The following is a 26915-nucleotide window of genomic DNA, read 5'->3' as shown; positions in this document are numbered from 1 at the left end:
GGCTCTTTTTCAGCCCAGCAAAAGTTTACTAAGCAGTTTAAATAAGGTTTTTTTGTGATAAGCGGGATGGTCTATGCTCATTAGAAAGATGAGATGCTCCTCAAGCTCTTCATTTCGCACGGTAAAAGGGCTAGTATGAGTAAGGGATTGTTAAATATTTGTTTTAATTTTGAGGTTCACCAGGTTGACACAATACCGTCTAAATCAAAGCTTAATTTTTGATGATGAGATCTTTCAGTTATCGTCTTTGAGCGCACCGCAGGTAAAGATCAAGCTCAGCGCCACCGCCTCGCGCTGTCTGACGCTTTTTATTGAGCGTCAGGGCGAAACGATAGATAAAGACACCTTAATGCACGAATGCTGGGGCAAATTTGGCACATTAGTTACCGAAGGCAGCATGTGGAAGAATATCTCCCAGTTACGCCAGGCGTTTCAGAAGCTGAATGTTCCTTATGAGGTGATTGTCACCGTTCCTCGGCTTGGTTATACCTTCAGCTCGCAAATCCAGGTTGAAAAGGTTGGCGTTGCGCAACCACTGCAATCCGAAGAATCTGCCATTGTTGAGATAGAACCGGTGGCAGACGCGAGTTCTGTGAATAATGAGATAGAGATAGAGATAGTCACAGACTCAGGGGGGGAAGCTGAAACCGTTGAACAGATAACTCCCCAGCCACCTCAACCCCTTATTACCGATCGCGAACCGTCGGTGAGCGCTCGAGCCAAAATTCTTCCTGCGCTTTTAACCGCTTTAGTGGTGTTAAATATGGCAGCGGCAGGCGGTTTTTATTTCTATAAAAATCACAATCAGCAGCTACACGATTTTGATGTGCGTGAGCAATATCGCCCGACCGCTTCGCTGGGGGAAACTCAGGTTTATTTACAAGCGCCACTCAATGAGCAGTCTGTCTATGCGAAAGAAGCTGTTAATCGTTTTAATCACGACAAACCGCAAACCCTGGCTGGCAAATCCGTCAATTATCTCTACATCAATAAGGTCAGCAGCCGCAATTTGAGCAGCTATTTCCTTTGTGATGCTCCGATAACGGAAAAAGATAACGGCTGTAGCGCTTATTTTAGTCTGCGAAATGGGGCGGAAAAATGAAAAAAGTCCTGCTGAGTATACTGGTGCTAGTGTTGTTAGTTGCACCCTGGCTTGTTGTTCGCCATTTAGATGCCCACAGTAGCCTCGCTTTCTATTGCCAGGTGCCTTATGCGATTAACTCGCAGAAAGACGACAATATGCTGCTTAAAGGTTCCATCAAAACCCACTATTACGCTAATGGCAGCGGAATTGGTATTCTTAGCGGCACGATGCAGTATCAGGCTCGGGGAAGTGATAAACCGGCGCTCTACACTATTCACCGTAATACTCGTTTTAACTGGAAAGTGAGCCATTCTTATATCACTACCCACACCGATAGCATGCACCCGGCCTTTGGCGAGAATATTCCTGCGACACTGGCTGAAGAGTTTATTTTCCCAAGTTTTAAAACGAAATTTAACGATTATTACCAGATTGAGAAAATAGCTAATGGCGACAGTATTGTGAGTGTGGCAAATATGCCACGGCTTTATTGTCATTCCGGGGCATAAAATCATGCTCCGGAGGGCTAACCCTAATGACTGTCAAAAACAGCGTTAAATATAGAAAACTTCAAGGGTCGCTGAGCCTTTAATCTCTATTTCATCGGTGACCTTCAGGCTGCCAGTCGGGGCAATTTCTACATCAACTGTTAGCGTCGTGTTGAGTTGCTCCAGTGGTGCAGGCCCAGCATTGCTGGCCACCGCTGGGGTAAAGCCAGACAACGAATCGGTGCTCAATTGCTGGCTTCCAGTAGCAGATTCACTCCAGGTACTGGCCGACAACGGAGCCTGAGTCAAATACAAACTGGAATGGCTGTCCGCATGACTGGTGGTGCTGTTGATACTGAGCGTATAAGAGCCAATCGGGTTAGCGCTGTTGTCCAGACCCAATCCAAATTGTTCAGTGCCGCTGCGCGTCGCAGTGCCCTGTTGATTATCAATGGTTTTTATCGCAAAACTGACCGGTGCTTCGCAGGCGACATTAAGTTCAATACTGCGAGGTTGCAACTGGCTAGCCTGGTTCAGACTGAGATCACTTTGCGAGATCTTACCCAATTTCACTGTCCCCCCCTGGCTGAGAGTTGGAACGCAGGAAACAGGTTGAATACTGGCTTTCAGACTGAGCGTTCGACTTTCCCCTCCGGGTACGATTTCCAGTCGGCCACTGCTTTGCCAGTTTGTTGCCGAGCGCAGACGGAGCTGTGACTCAGACATACTGGCAGCCACATCCAGCGTTGCACGCAAACTGGTTCCTTTCACCGGTGAACCATTGTGTACTGCCGTGATCCCCTGCTCGCCTTCCCATGTCAGAGAGGGTTCACTGTGGGATGGCATCTGACCCGATGCAGAGACGCGCCCTAAGTTTACGGGCTGACCATCCACCGTGGCATCGCGTAACTTAAGCTGGTAGTTCCCCGCAGAACCAAACGTGTATCCCGGCTGATTGATACTGGCAACTGCGCGATAAAACAGCGTCATCTCCGTTGGGTTAGCACAGTTTACCGTCAGATTCAGGCTGCGCTGCCCAATCGATACCTTCTGCTGCGCCCGAGTTAACAAGCTGCGTTTGAGCTGGCCAAAATCAATGTCGCTGTTACTGACTGTCATAGAACACTCTGCTGTCTGTGCGGCAGCGACGTTTACGGGGGCAACAGCAATCCAACAAAACGCCCCCAGAATGCTGGAACCGAGCACACGTTGGGTGAATCGATTAGCTAAACTAACGAATTTATTCATCATATTACCTGCATTAGTTTGCCCGACAGACGGCCGGAACAGTTTCATAATAGTTAAGCTCATCTGCCTGTTTCGGCAGTGTAATGTCCACGCGACAACGCTGTATGCCGGCTCCAGTGACCCACAACGTTTTAAGTTCTGTGGCATTTTCAAGGAACATTTCACCCGCTCGTTCTACCATGCCTACCGGTTGGTTATTCTGATCGGTAATTAACGCTCCGGTTGGAAGCGGCTGCCCGGTGGCTGTGGTTATTTGCATCAACACACGACGGGTCGTCGTCGCATGAAAATCAACACGCTGTACCGATCCTCGTCCCGGCCGGACTTCTGCAAAACCTTGCTGAATATCGACATTTCGAGGCAGGCTATTATTCGCGACGTCTACTGTATTGCGACCGAAGCCATTGAGCTGGGAAAGTACCGCATTGCCTTTGCTGTCAGTCCATACCGGGCCGCTTGGGGTGTTGAGCTTCACGCCAGAAACATCACCGACATTGACCAATCCAAAGGTCTCTTTCACCGTATAAGGTGACGCGGTTACGCCATTAGCATGTGCAACTACTCCACCACGCATCCCGCCACTAAAGCTATTTTGTTTCTTGCCATCACCGCTGTAATCAAGATCAACCGACGTATAGCGGGGAATAAATGAGGTCCCGGCGCTGAGTGAAGTGGTGTTATCACGCGAGTCTTGCTCACCGCCTACCCTATAACTGAAAGCATCATTCACGGAGTCGCTGGCGTTGATACCGTAACGACGGGAACCGCCGCTTTCACGCATAGTGGTAGTGATTCGCGGTCGGTCGCCAAATGGGATATTCAGGCTGACATAATAGCTGTTACTGTTCTTTGACATCCCCTCAACCCATGAAGAACTGCCCAAATCACGTTCCGCAGAGAAGTTGAGTGACACATAGCGAAAACTGATCCCCCAGTTTGCCGTCGCGCGTCGCGTCATGCTGCCATCTGAGTATGTCGCCTGGGAAAAACCGGTGGAGAAACTGCCGAGCCATGGATGACTCCAGCCCAAACGAGTATCCAACTGCTGACGCTGATGCAAGCGTGTATCGTCATCAGATGGCGAATAACTCACGTCAATCAATTCACGAAATCCAGGGCTTTGCAGACTGGCCGCAGCTTCCACATTCCAGTTTGCACCGAGGTTTTGCGTCAGCGACAGGCGCGTTAACCCGCCCTGTTTACCTTCACGATTGGCCCGCGAACCGACCATATCCCACTGGGCCAAAGCGCCTTCCCACGGGCTGTGTCCGATGCCGCTCCCCACTGAGGCATAGTGGGTTGCCAGCATTACGCCATTGGATATTGAGGTATCCGGCCCCAGCGCACCGCTCCAGCCAGCGCTTGCCACCAAAGGTTTTTCCGTCGCGCCGGAAAGGTTACGCACCTGACCTATTGCGTAGGCATAACCACTCTCCGGCGAAGCGATACCCGCTACCGCCGCAGAAACCGTAAAGCTGTGCTCGCTACCATCAGCCTCAATCACCTTCACATTGAGATCAAAGCGCTGGCTGATGCGCGGAACATCGGTCAACACGAACGGGCCACCTGGAACCACAGTGGTATAAATCAGCGATCCCATCTGCGACACTTCAACTCTGGCCGTCCCTTGGGCGATACCTTCCACTCTTCCTGGCATGTTCTGCTGTGAAAGAGCTTGCTCATTCATCCACTGAAAACCTGTGATTTGCGCCCCGCTGAGCACCGGGTTCACCAATCTGATTTGGCCGGTCTGCAAGACGGCTCCCTGCTCGGCGAAACTACGCTGAGCATAGGCTTCCATATGCTGAAACTGATTATTCCCATTACTACTACTGTAAATCTGGCGGCTTCGCACAATCCAGTCCGCGGCATTGAAACCCAACTCTGTGGTCGCGGAATAACTGTTGCTCGAGCCTCCGGCATACTGGCTATTCACTCCCAGAAGCTCATAGTTGAGCAAAGCCGCCGTGCCACCGGTGGTATATCCGCTCACATCTTGCGCGCTGTTCAGTGCTTGTGTTGGCACCACCAGATCAACTTCATTCTCACCAGTACGCAATTCCACCAGCGTCAACGGATAAGCCTCAAGAAATGCCTGACAGGCGGAGCTTGCCACAGCGCTTTGCGCCGCATCCGGGTCGCGATTTAACGGATCTTTTAATCCCGCAGCAGCCAGCAGCGCCGGATCAAAGCAAAGCTGCCCTTCCTGATTGAAGCTGGCGTTCAGTTTTCCCTTGTCAGTGCCGTTAACGATTATCCGCACGCTATGTTTACCGGGGGTAAATCGCGGGCTACCACTAAAGTAGTCGGCGAGTTGCGGATCAATACCACGCTGTTTGAGGATTTCTGCCGAAAACTCCTCCTCTTCGCGGCTGAGCTTTTCGCTCTCATTAGCCAGCGCAACGGGTAGAACGATGCTTGCAGGGATCAGCATCCCCGCCGTGAGCAGTTGCCAGGTATTAGGTGTCAAAAATGCAGTCATAGCGGAGAGTTCTGTTCCTGAAAGAATTAACGAGTAATGTTTTTGCCGTTCAGCGACGCGTCATAGTGTTTGACGGCAAAACCATAAACGGTGGCAGGAACAAAGCGCACCGCACTTGCAGAAGCCGCAGCACCGGTGACAGAAACATCAAGCTTTTCACCCGGCAGAACATAGCTTTTGGTCATCTGCGCCCGCGTTTGGGATGGCATCAGTGTCACATCAGGAGACAGACGCACGACATAAGCCGTTGGGTTACTGACGGTCAACTTGCCGTTAGCCAGCGACCATTGCAGACCTGTCCACGGGGAATCATTGCGCGCCAGCCCCTTTGGATGAATGATGACCGGCAAATTTTGGCGTACGCCAACCCCAACTCGCGACTCCCCGGCTTCATTCTCACGTTTCTGAGATGCGATGCCTTCGAAGCTAGCTCGTTTCATGCGCTGGGTTTTTAACGGCGCATTACCGGTACGCAGAATAAAACGCACCTGCTGGGTTTTACCCGCTTCAACGCGGGCCACCGATGGGGTTACCAGCAGCAACGGCTCTTTGTCTTCCGGAATATCTAATACTTTGACATGCAACAACGAAGCAACGGCGTCGCTGTTGGTCACCTTCATGGTGGCTTCGCCATCGGCTTCATTGACGATAACCACGGAGGTTTCAGGGATCATGCCATCGGCCAGCACAGGTTTCGCAGCGGTCAGCACCAGCGCACCCAGCAGCGTCATAGTCATTACGGTCGTTGTATTCTTTTGCGTGAATTTCATAATCTGAACTCTTTCATAAATGTGAGTGAGGCTTCAGGCGTAGGCCGTTCCCTGCTCCGCCAAAGCAATGTGTGGTTAAGCACCACATTGGTATTAACGAGTCAGTTTGCTGAACAATTCTTGTACTGCCTCCTGACGTGACTGAATCCTACGCAGCAGGCGCAGTAAGGAACACGGAATAAACCTGAAAAGGTCTTACCGGAATATATTTATTTTAAATCAATAGATTATGTTTTGTTTCAGCATAATCCTGACCGAGCCTTCCCGTTGAATACTCCAGAGGTATCCAGACTGTCCCAAAGATGAATACACAAGCACACAGTGCGGGGGGGAGAGATTGTTGCTGCCCGCATCCGTTAGTCGGGAACGGGCAATAAATCGAGACTTTTGTGCTCAGGAAAGTGGGATTGATTTATTGCTCATTAATACGCGAAACGGATTTCTGCCGGGCATTAAAAATAATTCACCACCACGGTTGCCGCACCTTCCAGTTGAATGGCTCCGGCGGTATCTAAATCATCCCGTGGGTTAATGCTCATTCTTAAATGCCGGGGAATCTGCATCCTTTTAACTGCTGGGTGACCGAGGTAATGTCTATCTTCCGCGCCATTTCCATCCGATGCCAACTCAATAAAAGAGGTTGCCGGACAACTGAGAGGGAACACCCTACCTCTGAAGATACGGACAAATTTATCCAATCCCATCAGGTTGCCGTCACCGACATCAACCTTGGTCTGCTCAGCATCTGGCAAAACAGGATCGCATCCGCCGTCAGGCAAAGCCTCGTTAGTTGAAGGCTTCCACCACGCCAGTGAACCGGTGGCCGTTCCACCGGCATGGGGTTTTAGCTGCCCACCGTTGTCAAACGGAAAAGCGACCCAAAGTCCGGTTGGCGCCGGGCATTCAATCGAGATCGTTTTTGAGAGATCCCGATGGGTAGGCGCATCGCTGTTGAGTTCATCCGCCATCATGGTGCCGAAGCGGTAGTCTTTGCCACCGGCAATCACCACCGTACAGGGGGCCGGAGCAACAGACCCCATCACGGTAAGATCGGCTTGGCTCGCTGCGAACACGGGTTGCGACAGGTTCAAGATAATGGCTAGTACGGTAAGTTTTGTTGGCATTTTCATAGTGATACCCGCTAATAATCTTCAAGTCAGGAAGAGTAGCCGGTCCTTGTTGGACCGGCGCTGTTTCTGATTAGAGGTACTCGACAATCAGGGTGGCAGAGCCAGCAAAATTGAAGTTAGTTGTCGTATCCAGAGTGTTAAGCGGTGCGATAACCGGCTCAATGTCAAGCTGGGTAACTAGCGTACTGAGCGGTTTAGGGGCGGTAGATGAGGTGTTTTCGCCATATGCATACAATATCCCCCCATGAACAATCACTGTAGGATCTATACCATTTGCCGTGGTCCAGTTTTTACCGCCATTTATTGAACGCATAGTAATAACATTACTGCCATCCCCTTGCGCGGTCCCCTGCATACTTAAAGTATATTGACCGATATTATTTGTACCTTGCTTACCCAGGCCAAAAATGGCGCCGTTATTTAGGTCCAGCGTCGAATCCATAGCATTATCCACTGCTCTAATAGCAAATGGAGCGGTCGCGCCGGCACAATCAACTGTTAAATCAAGGGATTTCTTATCCAGAGTGGTTCGTGCCGTCTCAGAAAGATCGGAGGTGGAGATTGAACCGTAGTTAATGGCGCCGCCACCGCTCAAGGTTGGCGTACAGGCCACCGGAGTGATAGTGCCCGTAACGTTCAGCGTGACGTTACTTGCAGCAAAAGCCTGAGAAGAAACCAGCATGCCGAAAGCCAGTGCAGATAAAGTGAACTTATTAGTCATGTACATAAAAATTCCAACATTAAATAGAGGTTAATTAGAAAGCAGGCTCCTGCCGCTTCACTCGCCGCCTTATTCAGAACCCGAAAGATAAATGGGCTAGCGGCAACGACGGCAAAATTAGCACGCAGGGTGGAGGGCAGGAACTGAATAAACCTTATTTAAAATATACATATTTATCAGATGGTTATTTATTTAATTCAGGTTTAGTAAGGCTGACTGAACGTCTTAACAATGCTTACCTTGCCCGCAGCAACTTCTCGTGACGCACGTGGGCAGAGGCGCCATACAAAGACCCCTCTTTTTTATCAACCTACAACTTTAAAAATCCAGCATCTGTTCAAAGACAACCGTAATATTGCCTGACCACTCGGACCCTGGCTGGGTCAGCATTTTATCCAGTTCGCCACCTGCGACTTCAATGGTTAACTTCCCGGAAGAGGTGACCGGCGTTAAACCAGCAAGGATATAGGACGAGTAAGCCCCTTTATATGTAGTTACCGGATGCTTATTGACTGGACTGCCGGAATACGCGAAACGGATTTCTGCCGGGTATTAAAAATAATTCACTACCACGGTTGCCGCACCTTCCAGTTGAATGGCTCCGGCGGTATCTAAATCATCCCGTGGGTTAATGCTCATTCTTAAATGCCGGGGAATCTGCATCCTTTTAACTGCTGGATGACCGAGGTAATAACCATCTTCTGCGCCATTTCCATCCGATGCATAATCACTAAAAGAGGTTACCGGACAACTGGGACGGAGCACGCTACCTCTGAAGATACGAACATATTTATCCAATCCCATCAGGTTGCCGTCACCAACATCAACCTTGGTCTGCTCAGCATCTGGCAAAACAGGATCGCATCCGCGGTCAGACAAAGCCTCGTTAGTTGAAGGCTTCCACCACGCCAGTGAACCGGTGGCCGTTCCACCGGCATGGGGTTTTAGCTGCCCACCGTTGTCAAACGGAAAAGCGACCCAAAGTCCGGTTGGCGCCGGGCATTCAATCGAGATCGTTTTTGAGAGATCCCGATGGGTAGGCGCATCGCTGTTGAGTTCATCCGCCATCATGGTGCCGAAGCGGTAGTCTTTGCCACCGGCAATCACCACCGTACAGGGGGCCGGGGCAACAGACCCCATCACGGTAAGATCGGCTTGGCTCGCTGCGAACACGGGTTGCAACAGGTTCAAGACAATGGCTAGTGTGGTAAGTTTTGTTGGCATTTTCATAGTGATACCCGCTAATAATCTTCAAGTCAGGAAGAACTGCCGGCCCTTATTTGACCGGCACTGTTTCTGATTAGAGGTACTCGACAATCAGGGTGGTGGAACCAGCAAAATTGAAGTTATTGGTGGTATCCAGGGTGTTGAGTGGCGCGATAGTCGCCTCAATGTCAAGTTGGGTAACTAGCTTACTGACCGGCGTAGGAGTGTTAGCTGTGCTGTTACCATATGCATGCAGTTTCCCCCCATGTATTACCATTACCGGATTGACACCCGATGTTTTGTTCCAGCTTGTACCGCCATTTATTGAAGTCATAGCGTGAACATCATTTCCATCTCCTTGCGCGGTCCCCGCAATGTACACAGTATATTGACCGATATTACTTGTTCCCTGCTTACCCAGGCCAAAATAGCCGCCAGTATTTAGGTCCAGCGTCGAATCCATATTGTTATCCACCGCTGTAATAGCAAATGGAGCCGTCGCACCGGCACAATCGACCGTTAAATTAAGGGATTTCTTATCCAGAGTGGTTCGTGCCGTCTCAGAAAGATCGGAAGTGGAGATTGAACCGTACTTAATGGCGCCGCCACCGCTCAAGGTTGGCGTACAGGCCACTGGAGTGATGGTGCCCCTGACGTTCAGCGTGACGTTACTTGCAGCAAAAGCCTGAGAAGAAACCAGCATGCCGAAAGCCAGTGCAGATAAAGTGAACTTATTAGTCATGTACATAAAAATTCCAACATTAAATAGAGATTAATTAGAAAGCAGGCTCCTGCCGCTTCACTCGCCGCCTTATTCAGAACCCGAAAGATAAATGGGCTAGCGGCAACGACGGCAAAATTAGCACGCAGGGTGAAGGGCAGGAACTGAATAAACCTTATTTGAAATATGCATATTTATCAGATGGTTATTTATTTGATTCAGGTTTAGTAAGGCTGACTGAACGTCTTAACAATGCTTACCTTGCCCGCAGCAACGTCTCGTGACGCACGTGGGCAGAGGCGCCATACAAAGACCCCTCTTTTTTATCAACCTACAACTTTAAAAATCCAGCATCTGTTCAAAGACAACCGTAATATTGCCTGACCACTCGGACCCTGGCTGGGTCAGCATTTTATCCAGTTCGCCACCTGCGACTTCAATGGTTAACTTCCCGGAAGAGGTGACCGGCGTTAAACCAGCAAGGAGATAGGACGAGTAAGCCCCTTTATATGTAGTTACCGGATGCTTATTGACTGAACTGCCGGGGTAGTTTCTCCACGGTTCGGGGAGCGTGATGGACACATTCAAATTAGCCAGATTTCCTTTTCCATCGGAAATCTGACAAATATTTGACGAAAGATAACTGCAATTCTCTAACGAAACCGCCACCCACCCCTGGGCGGTAATGGTAAAAGGTATATTTCGATATATTCTGTCGGGCTTGACGCTGCGGTTGATCCAACTGCTCCAGCCGTCTTGCGGGGTTAATACTGCCCGCTCAGAACCCGGTGGAAGGCGGAGCTTCATGGGAACGGTAGAAACATAAACAACAAACGGAATTTCGATGCGGTCGGTGTGGTAGATAGCTTCCGGCCCCATATCAAAATCTTTGCCAGGTCCCAGCGTATAATAAATGCTGCCTCGATAAATACCGGGCTCGGTAGCCGGGGTTCTTAAATCCCAATTAGTGGGAAACCCAACAACACTTCTGGCTCCAAAGATTAATGCCGTATAGTGGATATGATCAGGCCCACGTGTAGAAGCATAATTACATTCTGCAGCACCTCTAAAAGTTATAGAACCACTCTTCCCGACGGTGGCTGAAACTGGGTTACATGCGGGGTAGTCATATATTGGCGATGAAAAACCTGATTCATATCTGAAATGCCAGTTTTGTTCGTTGCCTGAAGTACCATCAAGGGCTGCCCCTTGAGAAAGACTAATCGTACTTCCTCTTTCATTAGTCAGCACAACAATAGAATTTGGCATTTTTGCTTTAATTAACAGTTGGCCACTTCCTGAGGTGAAACTTTTTTCAACATTAATTGGCACCTCATGATTATTTATAGTGGTGACCTGAGTGCTGACCCCTACAATGGCGTAACCTTCGATGATATTTGAAACACCCGCATAGACAAACCCAGGTAATAATAAGAGCGTGGCGATAAGCTGCAAATAGATCAGATTTAAATAGATGAAGCGCTTCATAAAGATAACCAACCAGGATTTAAATAATTGAATTAGCCGAATGCGTTAACTTTTCACACAATGAATATCACCCACCATCAGCGCATCGTTCTCCTGCGGATGGGCGTTAATGTCGAGGGTTAACTCGCACAGCTGTTTGTTCTGATGATGAATGGCAAGCGTAGACGAAGAGGCGTTCATTTCTACGGCAAAAAAACCACCGTGTTCCGTAACGCTGCGACTGGCATGGTTAATTACCTGACCGCCGCGAATAGGCTCACCCTGAGCATCCAGTACTCGCCCGATAACCGTGACAGTTTTCATGACCTGTATTTTGCGATATTCCACGCCGCCACGATTGAGTTGATAGCGGGTGCTCTGCGGCTTGATGGTGACGGCGTGGTCGTCTTTCTCTACATCAAACTGTATATGACCCGTTTTATAAGGGGCGACGGGAATAAAGTTGCGCCCGGGGCGCAGTGGTGTGCTGCTTCCACTATGTTCATCGGCGCGTAAAAGCACCTCTGGCACATCGGACTCCACGTCAATAATCATTCCTGCGCCGCTGTAGTGAGATTCGCCACTGGCTGCCAGCTTATTGCGCCCCATCGCAACGGTACTTTCTAAATTCACACCGCCGCTTAAACCCGAGTTGTAGCTGGATTTTTGGGCGTAAGCATCGCCACGTAATACGCTGTTCTGGAAACCGGCTCCCACATCAAGGCCCGTACCATAACGGTCGGCGGTCAGGGTGCCGTTAAGATTGCGCACAAAACCCTGGTCATAATCCTGCTGCCAGCCAACTGCCGCGTTGTTATCACGCTCACCATCGCGACCGGTACGGCTACCCAGACGGGTGGTGACGCGGCCTTTTTCCGTGCTGAGATTCCAGCTAAGGTTAATATCAATGCCCCGGTTGCGCCCGTTACCACTGCTGTAGCTGCCGGGACGATCGAACAACGACACGCGCCACAAAGCGCTATTGCCGTACAGTTCACCGTTATGCTGCCAACCAAGATCCACACCGGTGCCATTACTGTTGCCACTATTATTGCTGACCCGCCCGGTCAGGCTGTTCTTGTTGGACAGCCGATGATGCAGGTTGGCGGAGCTGGTGCGGTTTTCTCCTTTATAGCTGCCATAACGGGTACGGGTATCCAGCCACGATTGGTTGTGGCTTAAGACGATGCTACCGCTGCCATAACTATAAATACCCTGTAGATCGGCCGCCTGACCGTAGTTCTCTGCCCATGACAGATTGTTATAGAAACTTAAACTGTCGCTGATTCTCCAGTCCAGCGTGGTGCCGTACTGCATATTGCCCTGCACCTGCTGGGCTGAAAGGCCGCCTACCAGACGAGGATTAATCAGATAATTAAGCAAGACTCCGGCATTCAGCTCGCCTTGTTCGCGTTTATCCCAGTTGCTTATTAGCTGGCTCGACTTACCGGCAAACAGGTTGTAACGCCAGCGGTTGGTTGGGTCTGCCCAATTTTCCGGTTTGTAGATGGTTTCTTCACGGCGATAAGTGACATCGCCATCTTCTACAAGACGCACTTCAATCGGGTAGATCCCCCCCGGCAACGAGCGTGTATCAATCGTTTGTAAGCCTGGCTGTACCGACTGACTGTTGATTAACTGCTGGTTACGGTAAATTTCGACCATACCCGGGCGGTTAACTGTCACATAAATGGGCGTCGCGCTTGGGCGATCGTTACGGATGGCAAGAGTATCGGAACTGCCGAGCATCACCCCCAGTGTGGTGTCCGGACGACCGCCTAACGTCATGGGCTGTAGGCCAATGTTATTGTTGTCGGGCGTAAAGTAGCCAAGCCGCAAGAAGCGGCCTTCATATTCACGCTGCCCGTAAAGGTCCTGCATGCTGTAATGCATTTCATCGTCATAACCGCTGCTTTTCGCCATCTGCCAGCTGCTTTGCATACTCCAGGTGCCGAGACTTGCAGTTGCATTCAGCCAGTAGTTGCCGGAGGTTTCGCCCTCCCCGCTATTCACCAGGTTGAGCTGATTACGGACGATCAGACCTGGAGCGCTCTCCTGCGGCAAAAGATAATATTTCGCTTCACCGTCGATAACTTCCGCATCCGCCGTGACGATAGATAACTGTGAGTTTTCGATGCTGTAATGAATCGCGAGCAGCTTTTCAGGACAGTCGGCGCTGCATTCACCGAGTTTGCGTTCCTGCTGCAGGATTTGCCCCCACAACTCCTGACGGCGCAGCATTTCCCCCTGCACATCCACGCTGTGGGTAAATTCCAGCAGGCGGACTCGTTCATCGTGCGAGAGCGTGATCATTCCCTCCCCCAGCAACTGCCCGTTGAGTTCGATACGCACGGCCAGCGGCACGTCGAAGAAATGCTCGGCAAACCCAGCGGGCAGTTGCTCAGTTTGTTTTAATAAGCTGGTGGTGGTCATTGGGGCTGCAGAAGCAGAATAAGGAGCAGAAAGCGCAACGGCAATACAGCCCGCCAGGCATGTCTGTTGAAAAATACGTGGGTTATTCATAGTCAGCCATTCGTGAGAAAGAATCTCTTGTGCCAGACAAGGCACTGACACAAGAGAAAAAAGAAATGCTGAAGATTATTTACGGCGTGACCGTTTCAAACAGCATGCCGACCAGACCGGTATAGCTACCTGGCGCATACCCACCCGTTGGCGCCGCTGCGGCACGAACCTGGAAAGGTACCGTCTGGCCAGTCGCTGCAGCTGGCGCTGCAAGCACTTCTGCCGATGTGGTGGTTAATGCCACGTTATTAACCAGAACGCTCAGGCCGATATTTTGCGCCGGCGTTCCGTTGCTCATTTCGATTGGCGAGGTCAGCTTTGCGGAGATGGCACCCGTGGTGCTTTTCATATTTAACTGGCGGGAGAAAGTGGCCAGCGTTTTAGTCTGTGAGTCGTAATCGAGGTTCTGCGGGTCGTTCATCCAGTTACCGCCGCCTGCTGGAGTCACATAAAAATCAGCGGTAGGGATGGTGGCGGTTACCGTCATTTGGTGAGCAATGGGGTCAACTGCCTGCACGCTTACAGAAGCCAGGATCAGAGCCAGAGGTGCCAAAGCAATAAGTTTTTTCATACTATTAATTCCATTTGTTTGTTAAAAATAAAATACCCAGGTTAATATTTTTTGGTTTTGTCACCTTCAATTAAATGAAAATGAAAAACCTGATTTACTTCTTTGCTAAAATTACGGCTGGCGCCGGGTAATACATGGTGCTTGCTTGAGACATCACAGTTTGTTCCGTTGCTGTCACAGGCTTTAAAATGGTCTAAAAAGACAACGCTATTACCGTTATTACGCACAGTCATACCGCTCTCACCTTGCGTAATATCCGTGTTAAACCTGACCTGACTCGGGCGAACATAAATAATGGTGCCGTAGCCCGCCATAATATTCACCCCGGCACTAAGGGTTTTGCCGTAATCGTTCACGTCTTTTTCGGAGACATTAAAATCCCCTTTACTGTCTGGCATTACCGGAACATATCTCACGCGGTAATAGCGTTCCACCTGGCGCTCGCCCATAACTAATAAACGTACGGTTTGCATGCCCTTCGCAGGAATAATTAAACGCGCAGGGCTGGCAATCAGGGTATAACCGCCGGGTGCTTTTGCCTGATTGATATCCATTACCGGTTTTTCTTGATTACCATTTTTCTTATCAAGAATAATTTCACTGACATCAACCTTAACGAAAGCTGTCGCATCACCTTCATTACGAATACGTTTTAGAAAAGTTGATTTATCTGCATCAATATAATCCTGCATAGTGCCTACATTGATATCAGGCGCAGCGGCATGACCTGTCAATGGAATTAAAATCCCGACAAGTAACAAAACAGTTATCTTCATTACTTTAACTCTCTTCTGCTTAATGGTTTATTACCCACCATCATTCGCATTGCGTTTAGCTATATGTAAAAGACGCTACTTAATGGTCGTACTGCCTGTCCGACACACAATAATGATTAGAGAAGCATAAGGACACTGATATGTACTGAAAACAACCAACTCAAAAACACTCAAAATACCTACAATCAAATATTCAGTTAATAAGGGGAAATAAGGTCATATTTCGTCTATTCACCACAACATAGAGTTACAGGAACTGGATGATTGAGAGGATAGAAGCGTTCATAAAATTGATAGGTTTGTTAGGACGTGGGTCAGGACAAAGTTCGACGCGTTTTTTAACCGAGTATAAGCAACTGAATATACCTCAAAATAAAGCCACCGCAGTACAACTGCGGTGGCTTTATTTAAGTAAATCGTCCAGATAATAAGGTGATGTTTTACACGATATTTATCGTAGCACCATCTGCAATATTATAAACACCTAAGGTAAGGCCTTCATCAAGAACCTTGCCGTTGTATACCAATCTGATTCTGTCAATTGAGACACCAGTGTTATCTGCAATACGTGATTTTACATTCAATATCGTATCAGCACTCTCAACATCCAGACTGAATTCACTGTCGTTTTCATCCACGAAATTAATCTGCATAGGTAGCTCCCAAGTGTTGTTGCTGTACGACAAATTTAGGTCAAGCAAACCTTTACTGCAATGTTATGTCAATTTATGGGCAAAACGACAACCCCGCTCCAGATCAATTTTTCACATTGACAGTAACTTACTTTCACCGCGCATCTTGTCGGTGCCAGCGTCATTCATCCAGGGTACAATCCCCGCTGTTTTTTAACCGAGCAACATCAAGGAGAGTGCATGTCTATCACGGCAGGTTCTGTGTACCGTGACACGGGGAATTTTCTACGCAATCAGTTTGTTACTGTCTTACTGATCGCTTTACTTTGTGCCTTTATTTCGGTTGTGATCGGTCACGCCTTTTCACCCAGCGACGAGCAAATGTCTATCCTTAGTGAGGGAGATAATTTATCGAATAGCATGGGGCTGTTTGATCTTGTGCAAAACATGACACCTGAGCAGCAGCAAATGTTACTTAAAGCCTCTGCGGCATCGACATTTGCGGGTCTGATTGGCAATGCAATCCTTGCGGGTAGTGTGCTGGTTTTAATTCAGATGGTGAGTGCCGGGCAACGCGTGAGCGCGCTGCGTGCGATTGGTACATCGGCTCCTGTATTGCCTAAGATCTTTATCTTGATGTTCCTGACAACCTTCCTGGTGCAAATCGGCATCATGCTGATTGTGGTACCGGGCGTGCTGTTAGCAATTCTGCTTTCATTCGCGCCAGTTATGGTTGTGCAGGATAAAGTAGGAATTTTCCAGTCGATGCGCGGCAGTATGCGTCTTGCCTGGGGAAATATGCGCCTTGTTGCACCTGCAGTGATTAGCTGGTTACTGGCAAAAACTGCACTCCTGATGCTCGCATCTTCATTTGCAGCACTGTCACCTGCGGTTGGCGGGGTGGTAGCAAATACGATAAGCAACCTGATTTCTGCTGTGTTGCTCATCTACGTATTCCGTTTGTATATGCTGGTACGCCAATAACACTCACTTACTCCTGAACCTCTAACTGAAGGTTCAGGAGTCATTTTACGGAACAGATTATGAAGCAGTTTCTCGACTTCCTGCCCCTGATTGTTTTCTTCGCATTCTATAAAATGTACGACATTTATGTGGCCTCTGGTGCGCTGATCGTCGCCACCGGTTTTGCACTGATCTATAGCTGGTATAAATTCCGCAAGATAGAAAAAATGGCGCTGATCACCTTCCTGATGGTGGCCGTTTTCGGCGGCCTGACGCTGTTCTTCCATAATGATGAATTTATCAAATGGAAAGTCACCGTGATCTACGGCCTGTTTGCTGCCGCACTTCTGATTAGCCAGTTGGTGATGGGAAAACCGTTGATTCAACGCATGTTGGGTAAAGAGATCTCTCTACCGCAAGGTGTATGGTCACGTTTGAACGTCGCATGGGCGTTATTTTTCATCGTCTGTGGCGCACTGAATATTTACGTAGCGTTCTGGCTACCACAAAGCGTGTGGGTCAACTTTAAAGTGTTCGGCCTGACGGCGGCGACGCTGGTGTTTACGCTGTTGAGCGGTGTTTATATCTATAAGCACATGCCGCAAGAAGAGAAGTAGACATTCGCGGACGCGTTTAAATATTTTCTGTTCTCGAGCACACGTTGATAAATCCAAAATCAACGTGTGCTTTTTTCTTTTAAATCCCCCAGATGCAAAAATGCCCCAGCGGTTACCGAGGCATTGTCATTAAAATTCTGCTTTCAAACAAAATTAATGATGGTCGTCATATTGGTGCTCAATCACCATCCCTTCTGCCACGCTGGCAACATGACGTGCGCGCGGATGATATGCCGCGACAGGCGCTGGAGCCGGGGTGACGTATACTGTTTGAGGCGGCGTGGTTGTTACGTTGATAGCCTGGGAAACAGTGACTGAAGAAGGCACTACCACCACTTTATATCCGCTCGGAACATCTACAGTGACATTTTGCGCCATTGCTGAACCTATCCCGCCAATCATAACAACTGTCAAAAGAAGAAACTTTTTCATATAAACATTAACCCACGAAATAATTAGAGTATGTAATACGCCGAAGGGAGCTTAAATAAACGGATACCGCTCTTTTGTAGGAGCGACAGTGATGCGGATAGTAGACAGTTTATCAATGTGATTATTAGCTTTGTGTGCTTAAGGTTTTTCACTCATTATTAGCATATATAAACAGTGCTTATGGACATATCCAGGCACAAACCCATACGAGCCATGGGAATCACAAATGTGATAAATTGCTGATATAGCACCATAAGTGCAAAAGCAATGGCCATGCCCGCTGCAAGCGAATTCAATAACGATGAAATCCATGACTACTTTTTGGAAAGTGATATGACTCCACAAGACACTCCCGCAGGCGAACTGGTTCTGCGCACACTAGCCATGCCGGCGGATACCAACGCCAACGGCGATATTTTTGGTGGCTGGCTGATGGCGCAGATGGATATGGGCGGCGCGATTATGGCCAAAGAAATTGCCCAAGGCCGTGTGGTAACTGTCCGTGTTGATGGGATGACGTTTCTTAAACCTGTCGCCGTTGGTGATGTGGTGTGTTGCTACGCCAACTGCATCAAACGCGGAAATAGTTCCATTACCATTAACGTGGAAGTATGGGTCAAAAAGGTCTCGTCTGAACCGATTGGCCAGCGCTATAAAGCGACAGAAGCCATTTTTATCTATGTCGCTGTCGATAATGACGGTAAACCGCGCCCTATTCCGCGCTAAGTTAGTTTTCAATAAAAAATGCGCCGAATGGCGCATTTTTTATTATCTTTGGTCTGATTCAGCTTTTTAAACCACGATTTTCCAGCATCGGTTCACTGTAAGGCGCATGCCCACGCCAGTCGTTGTATAGCGCTTTGAGCTCGCGACTATTCCCACGCGATAAAATGGCCTCTCGGAAGCGCTGACCGTTTTGTGCATTCAACCCTCCCTGTTCCACAAACCATTGATAGCCATCATCGGCCAACATTTGTGTCCAGATATACGCGTAATAGCCCGCCGCATAACCTCCCCCGAAGATATGCGCGAAGTAGCTACTGCGATAACGCGGAGGAACGGTTGGCAGATTAATGTGCTCATTTTCCAGTGCATGAGCTTCAAACCGCGCCACATCATCCACCGTACTTCCGGCCGGTAAACTGTGCCAGTTCATATCCAGTAGTGCTGCGGCAAGCAACTCTGTCATGTCGTAGCCTTTGTTAAAGCGGGCGGCACGGAATAGCTTCTCTTTCAATGCATCAGGCATCGCCTCGCCAGTCTGATAATGGCGAGCATAGTTAGCAAACACCTGGGGTTGGCTCGCCCAGTGTTCATTGATTTGCGAAGGGAACTCCACGAAGTCGCGCGGCGTATTCGTCCCAGAAAGTGTTGCATAGCATTGGGTCGCAAATAGCCCATGTAACGTATGACCAAATTCATGGAATAACGTCACCACATCGTCCCAGGATATAAGCGCGGATTCACCGGCTGCCGGTTTGTTGTAATTGCAAACGTTGTAAATCACCGGAGAGTTATCCAGCAGCGTGGATTGTTCAACAAAGTTGCCCATCCATGCTCCGCCACCTTTACTGTCGCGAGCAAAGAAATCGCCATAGAACAGCGCCATGCCGCGCCCGTCTTTATCAAAGATTTCCCACACGCGCACGTCATCGTGATAGACAGGGATATCAAAGCGCTCGACAAAATTCAGACCAAATAGCTGGCTGGCTGCCCAAAAAACACCATTGCTTAGAACATTGTTCAACTCGAAGTAAGGCTTAATTTGCCCTTCATCAAGGTCGTATTTCGCTCGTCTGACTTGCTCTGCGTAGAATGCCCAGTCCCATGCTTCGGCTTTAAATCCACCCTGTTGTGCGTCAATCACCTGCTGAATATCCACAAGTTCGCGTTGCGCACGTGCGGTGGCAGCAGGCACGATGTCACGCATGAATTGCAGTGCTGCTTGCGGCTTTTCTGCCATTTGGTCGGCAATTTTCCAGGCCGCATAATTCTCGAAACCAAGCAATTGCGCCTGTTCTGCACGCAGTATGGCCAGGCGCGCGACAATAGCTCGCGTATCGTTGCCGTCATTTTGCTGAGTGCGATCCCAACCCGCTTTAAACAGTTTTTCGCGTGTCTGCCGGTTTTGCAGTGATTGCAGCGCGGGCTGTTGGGTGAAATTAAGCAATGGAATTAAGTATTTTCCATTCAGCCCCTTAGCACTGGCATGTTGTGCTGCAGATGCAATTTCTGCCGGCGTTAAGCCCGCCAGTTGCTCTACATCGTCAACCACCAGACCTGCGGCTTTATCTGCTGCATGCAGGCGATTATTAAACTGGCTACTAAGCTGGGCGGCTTCTTTATTCAGCACCTTAAGACGTGCTTTTTTCTCATCACTTAATGTTGCACCCGAAAACCTAAAACTCTGCCAGACGACTTCAACTAAACGCCGCGATTCTTCATCAAGACCTGCTGAGTTACGGTGTTGATAAACGCTATCCAGACGCTCAAACAGCATGGTATTAAGGCGCATTTCATCGGCGAGCTCCGCCAGTTCGGCGGCAAATTCTTCATCGAGCTGTTGCAGGTAATCATTGGTATTGGCGGAAGTCATGGCGAAGAAAACGTTGGTTACTCGCCCTAACATCTGCCCGGTTTTTTCCAGCGCAAGGAAGGTATTTTCAAAAGTGGGTGCCGCAGTGTCATTGGCAATCGCCGCGATTTCTTCGCGCTTGATGCGTTTAGCTTCGTCAAATGCCGGACGATAGTGGCTGTCCTGAATGTCATCAAAGTGAGGTGCCTGGTAAGGCAATAAACTGATGTGGTAGAACGGATTTTCCATCTGCATTCTTTAATTCCTGCTGACCGCAAAACTAATTTATAGCTCAACTCGCTACCTGATACACAGCAATAATCTCGGCGGCAATGGCCACGGCGATTTCTGCCGGGAGTTTCCCTTTCACATCCGGCAACCCCACCGGGCAACGCAAGGTGCTCAGTTGTTGCTCAGTAATTCCTTTTCCCGCCAGCCGATATTCAAAGCGTTGCCGTTTGGTTTGCGAACCAATCAAGCCCAGATAGCGGTAATCACCGCGTTTAAGTATCGCTTCGGTCAGTTCAAGGTCACGCGGATGGTGGTGGGTCATCACAATAAAATAGCTTTGCGCGGCCGCCGATTTCACCGCATCCAATGGGTCTTCAGCCTGCCAGGTTGTTACCCCTTTTGGAGCCACTGAAAACATATCAGGCCGTTCATCCACCCAGGTGATGTGACAGGGTAACGTTGATAATAATGCCACCAGCGCTTGCCCAACATGACCTGCGCCGAAAACCATGATTTGTGGCTGCGACTGAATTAACGGTTCAAATAAAACGGTGGTCATGCCACCACAACACTGTCCTAGCCGCGCTCCAAGATTAAAATGCTCGGTATGTGGTGCCGTAGCCTGCTTTCCCAGCATCTCGCGTGCCATCGCAATACACTGGAATTCAAGATGCCCGCCACCGATAGTCAGGAAGCTCTGATTTCGCCCGACAATCATCTTCGTGCCGCAATTTCTCGGCACTGAGCCTTTGTCAGCCAGCAGCGTGAGCAATACGCACGGTTCCCGGCGCTCGCGAAACTGCATCAGAATGCTGATCCATTCATCATTCATGGCACCTCCTGACAGCCCCAGAAAACACGTTCTGGTGTTGCGGGTGCATCAAGGCGCGGGTGTTTCTGGTAATCCGTGACGCTTGCCACAGCATCTTGCAAAGCGCACCACACTGAAATTCCTAACATAAATGGTGGCTCACCCACTGCTTTGGAGCGATAAACCGTGTGCTGCGGGTTGGCATGATTCTTAAGCAACTGGACTCTGAAGTCGGCTGGCGCATCGCTGATAGCCGGGATTTTGTAACTCATCGGGCTGTCAGTCAGCAGCCGCCCTTTTTCATCCCATACCAGCTCTTCACAAGTCAGCCAGCCTGCGCCCTGCACAAATCCGCCTTCGATTTGGCCAATATCCAGCGCCGGGTTCAGAGAGTTGCCAACATCATGCAGAATATCGGTACGTAGCAGGCGATACTCGCCAGTTAGTGTGTCGATAACCACTTCAGAACACGCCGCACCATATGAGAAGTAATAGAACGGTTGCCCACGCCCGGCGGCGCGATCGTAGTGGATACCCGGCACTTTGTAGAAGCCCGTTGCTGAAAGTGGTACCTGGTTTAGCCACGCAAGATTCGCGATTTCAGTAAAGGTGAAATGGTGGCCTGGCACTTTCACCACGCCATTGCGGAATTCCACCTGTTCAGTGGTGCATTTGTGCAAGCGGCATAGCATTTCCACCAGCCGTTCTTTAATTGTCAGCGCTGCAATTTCTGCTGCTTTGCCATTGAGATCAGCACCAGATGACGCCGCCGTTGGCGAGGTATTTGGCACTTTCCCCGTATTGGTTGCCGTAACCTGAATCTGTTCCACAGGAATTTGCAGCACCTCGGCAACCACCTGCGCCACTTTGGTATTCAAACCCTGTCCCATCTCCGTGCCACCGTGGTTAAGCTGCACAGTGCCATCGGTATAAATCAGCAACAGTGCTCCGGCCTGGTTGAGAAAACTGGAGGTGAAAGAGATGCCAAATTTGACCGGCGTAAGCGCCAGCCCGCGTTTTAACACTGGACTACTGCGATTGTATTCGCTGATTTGTTCGCGCCTGGAGTGGTAATCGGCACTTGCTTCAAGCTGGTGGGTGATTTCCGGCATGATGTTGTGTTCAACAGTCTGATGATAGTGCGTGACGTTACGCTCAGTATCGCCGTAGTAATTACGTTTACGCACTTCCAGCGGGTCGAGGCCGAGTTCACGGGCAATGTGATCCATAATCTGCTCAATGGCGACCATGCCCTGTGGTCCGCCAAACCCGCGATATGCCGTATTGGAAGCCAGATTCGTACGACAGCGATAGCCCGTTATTCTCGCATCACCCAGATAGTAGGCATTATCGGCATGGAACATGGCGCGATCGCAGATCGATCCTGAAAGGTCCAGCGAGTAACCGCAATTAGCCGCCAGATCGATTACTACCCCATTGAGCATCCCTTCATCCGTAAAACCAACATCGTAGCGGACAAAAAATGGATGCCGTTTACCGGTGATACGCATATCGTCACGACGCGAAAGACGCATTTTGGCTGGTCGGCCGGTTAATGCCGCAGCCAGCGCCGCGTGGCAGGCAATGCCCGCAGCCTGTGTCTCTTTGCCACCAAAACCACCGCCCATACGGCGCATATCTACAGTAACTCTATTCATTGTTACACCGAGCACTGATGCCACGAGTTTTTGTACTTCAGTGGGGTGCTGAGTCGACGACCAGACCGTAACGCAACCATCCTCCCCCGGTTGCACCACGGCAATTTGCCCTTCGAGATAAAAGTGTTCCTGCCCGCCGATATGAAATTGCCCCTGAATACGATGCATAGCAGAAGCCAACGCTCGGTCTGCATCACCACGCTGATGAACGTGCGGTTCTTGCACATATTGCTCGCGGCGCAAGGCTTCTTCGACATCCAGCACCGGCTCAAGAAGTTCATATTCAATGACCGCTTTGAGTGCTGCCTCACGTGCAGCTTCGGGCGTTTCCGCAGCTACAGTCAGTACAACCTGGCCATGGTATTCAACCAAATCTCGGGCAAATAGTGGGTCGCCAGGTGCCAGTGGGCCAATATCCAACTCACCGGGAACATCCTGCCAGCTAAAGACTCGCACCACGCCAGCAATGGAGTAACACTCGGCAGTGTCGATTCTGGTAATTCGCGCATGAGCATGTTGGCTAAGAACCGGGCACAGATACAACATACCCGGCAATGTTAGCTTATCGTCAATGTACTCAGCTTTGCCGCTCGCATGCTTATCGGCACTTTCATGTTTGCGACTTTTGCCCGCACCACCGTTCATCTCGCGGGAAAATTGCTCGATTAATGCCTGCTCTGAAAGGCGTGCCGGGTTAATTGACATAGTTTTGTACCTCCAGCACATCACCGGGTTCGGTTTGTTGCAACAGCAAACGCCTCAGCAGATTTTGCGCAACAGTCAAACGGTAGCGCCCAGAACCCCGGAAATCAGTTAACGGCTGGAAGTCTGCGGCCAGTGCATGACATGCAAGGTCTAATGTTTGTTGGGTGAATGGTTGGCCTGACAGTTTTTGCTCAGCACTTTTAGCCCGCGCCGGGACAGCAGCCATGCCGCCAAATGCCAGTTTCGCACTTGTCACAACGCCATCATTAAAATGCAGGTTAAAAGCGCCAAATACCGTCGAAATATCATCATCCATACGCTTTGATATTTTCCACGCGGCAAATGTCGGGGAGATAGCAGTACGGTCAATCAGCACCGCACTGATAAATTCACCTGGTTGCAAAGCGGTTTTACGATAGCTCAGGAAGAACTCATCAAGCGGCAGTATGCGCACGGTTTCGCCGCAACGTAGCTCGAGTTCGGCACCCAGAGCCAGTAACATCGGTGCACCATCGCCGATGGGCGAGGCATTCGCCAAATTCCCTACCAATGTGCCGTGATTACGAATTTGCGCAGAAGCAAAACGATCCAGCACCTGTGCAAAAGCCGGAATCAAAGGTTGTAAGATATCCTGACACGCCTGCAAAGTTGCCATCGCTCCAATACGAATCTGGCTCTCCGCCACCGTAATCGTCTTAAGCTCGTCAATCTGGTTAAGCCCGATAATCAATGGCAGTGTCTGATACTGCTGGGTAATAGTCAGCGCCAGATCGGTGCCCCCTGCCAGTAATCGTGCCTGAGGATTTTGCTGATAAAGTCCTGCCAACTGGGAAACTGTTTTAGGTAACAGGCAACGGTTGGATTTTGTAAGTTCTCCCACGCCCGTTGGTTGCAGCGCTTTTAATCGCGAAACAGTTTGAGGCTCAGTCTGCGTGAACTGATCTTGCGTGGTTGCGCAGCTTTGCTCCATGGCGTCAATAATTGGGCGATAGCCAGTACAGCGGCAAAGATTCCCCGCAAGACTCTTTTCGATCTCATGGCGCTGTACGGCTGTGTGCGATTTTTGCAGCGCAAATCCCGACATAACAAAACCTGGAGTACAAAAGCCACACTGTGATGCATGGCAATCGGCCATCGCCTGCTGTACCGGATGCAACTCATTGCCTTGCGATAAATCTTCCACTGTCAGCAACTGTTTACCCGCAAGTTGGCTGATGAGCGTGATACAGCCATTTGCCGTCTGGTAACGCATGTTCTCACCGTCTACTTGACCGAGAACGACCGTACAAGCGCCGCAATCACCAGATGCACATCCTTCTTTGCTGCCGCAGCGCTGTTCACTGCCGCGCAGCCAGTTCAGTACCGTGGTATTCGGGTCCACATCATCGAGGGTTTTTAACGTTTGATTTAGCAAAAATTGAATCATGCTGCGACCTCCAGCGTATCTCGCTGCCACACGCATTTGCCGTTGACCCAGGTGTGCCAGATGTTGCGATCGTCACCAAGCGTCATCAGCACGAACAGTTTTTCGTAAATATCGCGGCTATTGGCGTGGCGCATCTTCTGTAGCGGAGATACAGCCAGGTCGAGAACCACGAAGTCGGCCTCTTTGCCGGGTAAGAAATTGCCAATTTTGTCATCAAGATCCAACGCGTGAGCTCCGCCAAGGGTTGCGTGATAAAACGCTTCGCTGGCACACAAACGGTAGCCTTGAAGTTGCGCGACTTTGTACGCCTCAGCCAGTGTTTGCAGCATATTAAAAGTGGTGCCTGCGCCAACATCAGTACCAATACCCATGCGGATCCCTCGGTCATGGCACTGCTTTAAGTTAAACAAGCCACTCCCGAGAAACAGGTTAGAGGTTGGGCAGAAGGCGATTGCCGATTCGGTTCGATGCAGACAATCCCACTCGCACTCCTGCAAGTGGATGGCATGCGCAAAAACGCTACGTTTGCCCGTCAATTGGTACTGGTGATAGACGCCCAAATAGCTTTCGGATTCCGGCCACAGACTTTTTACCCAGGCGACTTCATCGCTGTTCTCACTAAGATGAGTGTGCAGCCAGGTATCGGGAAATTCTTCACGTAACGTTTGGACCGCTGCGAGTAATTCAGGTGATGAGGTTGGAGCAAAACGAGGCGTCAGGGCATAGTTCAGCCGCCCTTTTTTGTGCCAGCGTTGAATAAGCTCACGGGTTTGCAGGTAGCTTTGCTCGGGTGTTTCCGTGAGATAGTCTGGCGCGTTACGATCCATCATCACTTTACCGGCAATAAGCCGCATCGAGAGATGTTCTGCCGCGCTAAAAAGTGCATCGACCGATTGCGGATGCACGGTGCCAAATACCAGTGCCGTGGTCGTACCATTACTGAGTAACTGGCTAAGAAAGAAGGCTGACATTTTTGCCGCGTGCGAACTATCCTGATAGTGGCTTTCAACCGGGAAGGTATAAGTCTGCAGCCATTCCAATAGTTGTTCACCATAGGCACCAATCATTTCAGTTTGCGGATAATGCAGATGGGTATCAACGAAGCCCGGAATAATCAGCTTACCGCGATAATCAATGTAATCATTTTCAGCACGCAGATGGCTGCGCCCTTCTTCCCACGGTAACAACGCGACGACAGTGCCATCATTAAGGAACAGCACAGCATCTTCGTGATGACGAGCATTAGCCAGTAATTCGTCGGGATTCGTCCCGGTTTGAGTAATATCGAAAAACTGACCGCGTAGCGCTTGCGTGTAATTAACTGTCATCGCCGTACCTGTAATTGGTTTGTGAAGAATGAGTTAATAGTTGCAATGTTGATGCCATGTTGGAATTTAGATTTAATCATTTTGATAACAGTAGCTTAGATTACACACCCTCTTGTTGCGCAACATTTACGCAACTTTTTAGCATGCAAACGATTGCTCACCCATGCAAACGGTTGCCTTTTGGTATCATGAGCTGGATTGTTAAAAATTGAGGAATTGCCCGCACCAACAAGTTGCACAGACATGGTCTTGTTGCACCACTAATGCACAGGTGCTGCCATACTAAAGTTCAATTATCACTAACTGCCTTAGCGTGCTAAGGTATTGCGACATAAAAAGCGTTGAGGAAC

At 49.6% G+C, this 26915-nt stretch carries 23 protein-coding genes; 5 read left to right on the top strand and 18 right to left on the bottom strand.

Annotated elements, in window-relative coordinates:
* The first annotated feature begins 247 nt into the window (after positions 1 to 247).
* A complete protein-coding gene (locus tag LVQ77_RS01400; RefSeq protein WP_232903464.1) occupies positions 248 to 1102 on the top strand; it encodes a transcriptional regulator in 855 nt (284 codons plus the stop codon).
* Positions 1099 to 1593, top strand: a complete 495-nt coding sequence (locus LVQ77_RS01395; protein WP_232903463.1) for a hypothetical protein — start codon at positions 1099 to 1101, stop codon at positions 1591 to 1593. Before LVQ77_RS01400 ends, LVQ77_RS01395 begins: the two co-directional genes overlap by 4 nt.
* Before the next feature lie 45 nt (positions 1594 to 1638).
* Here LVQ77_RS01395 and LVQ77_RS01390 read toward each other — a convergent pair whose 3' ends face one another.
* From LVQ77_RS01390 to LVQ77_RS01335, 12 genes are all read right to left on the bottom strand, one after another.
* The gene (locus tag LVQ77_RS01390; protein ID WP_232863590.1) at positions 1639 to 2820 is read right to left on the bottom strand and encodes a DUF1120 domain-containing protein; all 1182 of its coding nucleotides are present in this window, start codon (positions 2818 to 2820) and stop codon (positions 1639 to 1641) included.
* 13 nt (positions 2821 to 2833) lie between these two features.
* On the bottom strand, positions 2834 to 5302 hold the full coding sequence (locus tag LVQ77_RS01385; RefSeq protein WP_232903462.1) for a fimbria/pilus outer membrane usher protein: 2469 nt from the start codon (positions 5300 to 5302) through the stop codon (positions 2834 to 2836).
* Positions 5303 to 5328: 26 nt separating this feature from the next.
* Entirely contained in the window at positions 5329 to 6039 is a 711-nt protein-coding gene (locus tag LVQ77_RS01380) for a fimbria/pilus chaperone family protein (protein WP_370644971.1), read from the bottom strand.
* A gap of 485 nt (positions 6040 to 6524) precedes the next feature.
* Complete coding sequence (locus LVQ77_RS01375; protein WP_232863587.1) at positions 6525 to 7202, bottom strand: fimbrial protein; 678 nt, start codon at positions 7200 to 7202, stop codon at positions 6525 to 6527.
* A gap of 70 nt (positions 7203 to 7272) precedes the next feature.
* Positions 7273 to 7923, bottom strand: a complete 651-nt coding sequence (locus LVQ77_RS01370) for a DUF1120 domain-containing protein (protein ID WP_232863586.1) — start codon at positions 7921 to 7923, stop codon at positions 7273 to 7275.
* Positions 7924 to 8475: 552 nt separating this feature from the next.
* The gene (locus LVQ77_RS01365) at positions 8476 to 9153 is read right to left on the bottom strand and encodes a fimbrial protein (RefSeq protein WP_232863585.1); all 678 of its coding nucleotides are present in this window, start codon (positions 9151 to 9153) and stop codon (positions 8476 to 8478) included.
* Positions 9154 to 9223: 70 nt separating this feature from the next.
* The gene (locus LVQ77_RS01360; protein ID WP_232863584.1) at positions 9224 to 9871 is read right to left on the bottom strand and encodes a DUF1120 domain-containing protein; all 648 of its coding nucleotides are present in this window, start codon (positions 9869 to 9871) and stop codon (positions 9224 to 9226) included.
* A 318-nt stretch (positions 9872 to 10189) separates the two neighbouring features.
* Complete coding sequence (locus tag LVQ77_RS01355; protein ID WP_232903460.1) at positions 10190 to 11338, bottom strand: hypothetical protein; 1149 nt, start codon at positions 11336 to 11338, stop codon at positions 10190 to 10192.
* Between the two features lie 45 nt (positions 11339 to 11383).
* Entirely contained in the window at positions 11384 to 13840 is a 2457-nt protein-coding gene (locus tag LVQ77_RS01350; RefSeq protein ID WP_232903459.1) for a TcfC E-set like domain-containing protein, read from the bottom strand.
* Between the two features lie 79 nt (positions 13841 to 13919).
* Positions 13920 to 14411 carry a CS1 type fimbrial major subunit gene (locus LVQ77_RS01345; protein ID WP_232903458.1) on the bottom strand — a complete coding sequence of 164 codons (492 nt, stop codon included), beginning with the start codon at positions 14409 to 14411 and terminating at the stop codon, positions 13920 to 13922.
* A 41-nt stretch (positions 14412 to 14452) separates the two neighbouring features.
* Positions 14453 to 15187 (bottom strand): hypothetical protein, encoded by a 735-nt coding sequence (locus tag LVQ77_RS01340; RefSeq protein WP_232863580.1) that lies wholly within the window; start codon positions 15185 to 15187, stop codon positions 14453 to 14455.
* A 440-nt stretch (positions 15188 to 15627) separates the two neighbouring features.
* Positions 15628 to 15840, bottom strand: coding sequence for a ubiquitin-like domain-containing protein (locus LVQ77_RS01335; RefSeq protein WP_232903457.1), 213 nt, complete (start codon positions 15838 to 15840; stop codon positions 15628 to 15630).
* A 219-nt stretch (positions 15841 to 16059) separates the two neighbouring features.
* On the opposite strand from LVQ77_RS01335, the gene LVQ77_RS01330 reads away from it, so the two are divergent.
* Entirely contained in the window at positions 16060 to 16803 is a 744-nt protein-coding gene (locus LVQ77_RS01330) for a YciC family protein (RefSeq protein ID WP_151995899.1), read from the top strand.
* A gap of 59 nt (positions 16804 to 16862) precedes the next feature.
* Positions 16863 to 17399 (top strand): septation protein A, encoded by a 537-nt coding sequence (locus LVQ77_RS01325; RefSeq protein WP_064511702.1) that lies wholly within the window; start codon positions 16863 to 16865, stop codon positions 17397 to 17399.
* Positions 17400 to 17552: 153 nt separating this feature from the next.
* On the opposite strand, the gene LVQ77_RS01320 is transcribed toward LVQ77_RS01325, so the two are convergent.
* A complete protein-coding gene (locus tag LVQ77_RS01320; protein ID WP_232863578.1) occupies positions 17553 to 17831 on the bottom strand; it encodes a hypothetical protein in 279 nt (92 codons plus the stop codon).
* 333 nt (positions 17832 to 18164) lie between these two features.
* Between LVQ77_RS01320 and yciA the strand changes: the two genes are divergently transcribed.
* The gene (gene yciA / locus LVQ77_RS01315; protein WP_232863756.1) at positions 18165 to 18557 is read left to right on the top strand and encodes an acyl-CoA thioester hydrolase YciA; all 393 of its coding nucleotides are present in this window, start codon (positions 18165 to 18167) and stop codon (positions 18555 to 18557) included.
* A gap of 58 nt (positions 18558 to 18615) precedes the next feature.
* Here yciA and dcp read toward each other — a convergent pair whose 3' ends face one another.
* From dcp to guaD, 5 genes are read right to left on the bottom strand one after another with little or no spacing between them, the layout of a single operon-like run.
* Complete coding sequence (dcp, locus tag LVQ77_RS01310) at positions 18616 to 20661, bottom strand: peptidyl-dipeptidase Dcp (protein WP_232903456.1); 2046 nt, start codon at positions 20659 to 20661, stop codon at positions 18616 to 18618.
* Positions 20662 to 20698: 37 nt separating this feature from the next.
* Complete coding sequence (xdhC, locus tag LVQ77_RS01305; RefSeq protein WP_232903455.1) at positions 20699 to 21469, bottom strand: xanthine dehydrogenase accessory protein XdhC; 771 nt, start codon at positions 21467 to 21469, stop codon at positions 20699 to 20701.
* Entirely contained in the window at positions 21466 to 23811 is a 2346-nt protein-coding gene (xdhB, locus tag LVQ77_RS01300; protein WP_232903454.1) for a xanthine dehydrogenase molybdopterin binding subunit, read from the bottom strand. The genes xdhC and xdhB overlap by 4 nt, the downstream gene beginning before the upstream one ends.
* Positions 23801 to 25237 (bottom strand): xanthine dehydrogenase small subunit, encoded by a 1437-nt coding sequence (gene xdhA, locus LVQ77_RS01295; RefSeq protein ID WP_232903453.1) that lies wholly within the window; start codon positions 25235 to 25237, stop codon positions 23801 to 23803. The genes xdhB and xdhA overlap by 11 nt, the downstream gene beginning before the upstream one ends.
* Positions 25234 to 26565 (bottom strand): guanine deaminase, encoded by a 1332-nt coding sequence (guaD, locus tag LVQ77_RS01290; RefSeq protein WP_232903452.1) that lies wholly within the window; start codon positions 26563 to 26565, stop codon positions 25234 to 25236. The genes xdhA and guaD overlap by 4 nt, the downstream gene beginning before the upstream one ends.
* Positions 26566 to 26915 lie beyond the last annotated feature (350 nt).

Origin of the sequence: Buttiauxella cochleicola (assembly GCF_021282435.1) — a bacterium.
Lineage (GTDB): Bacteria > Pseudomonadota > Gammaproteobacteria > Enterobacterales > Enterobacteriaceae > Buttiauxella > Buttiauxella massiliensis.
This window is presented reverse-complemented; position numbering and strand designations above follow the sequence as displayed.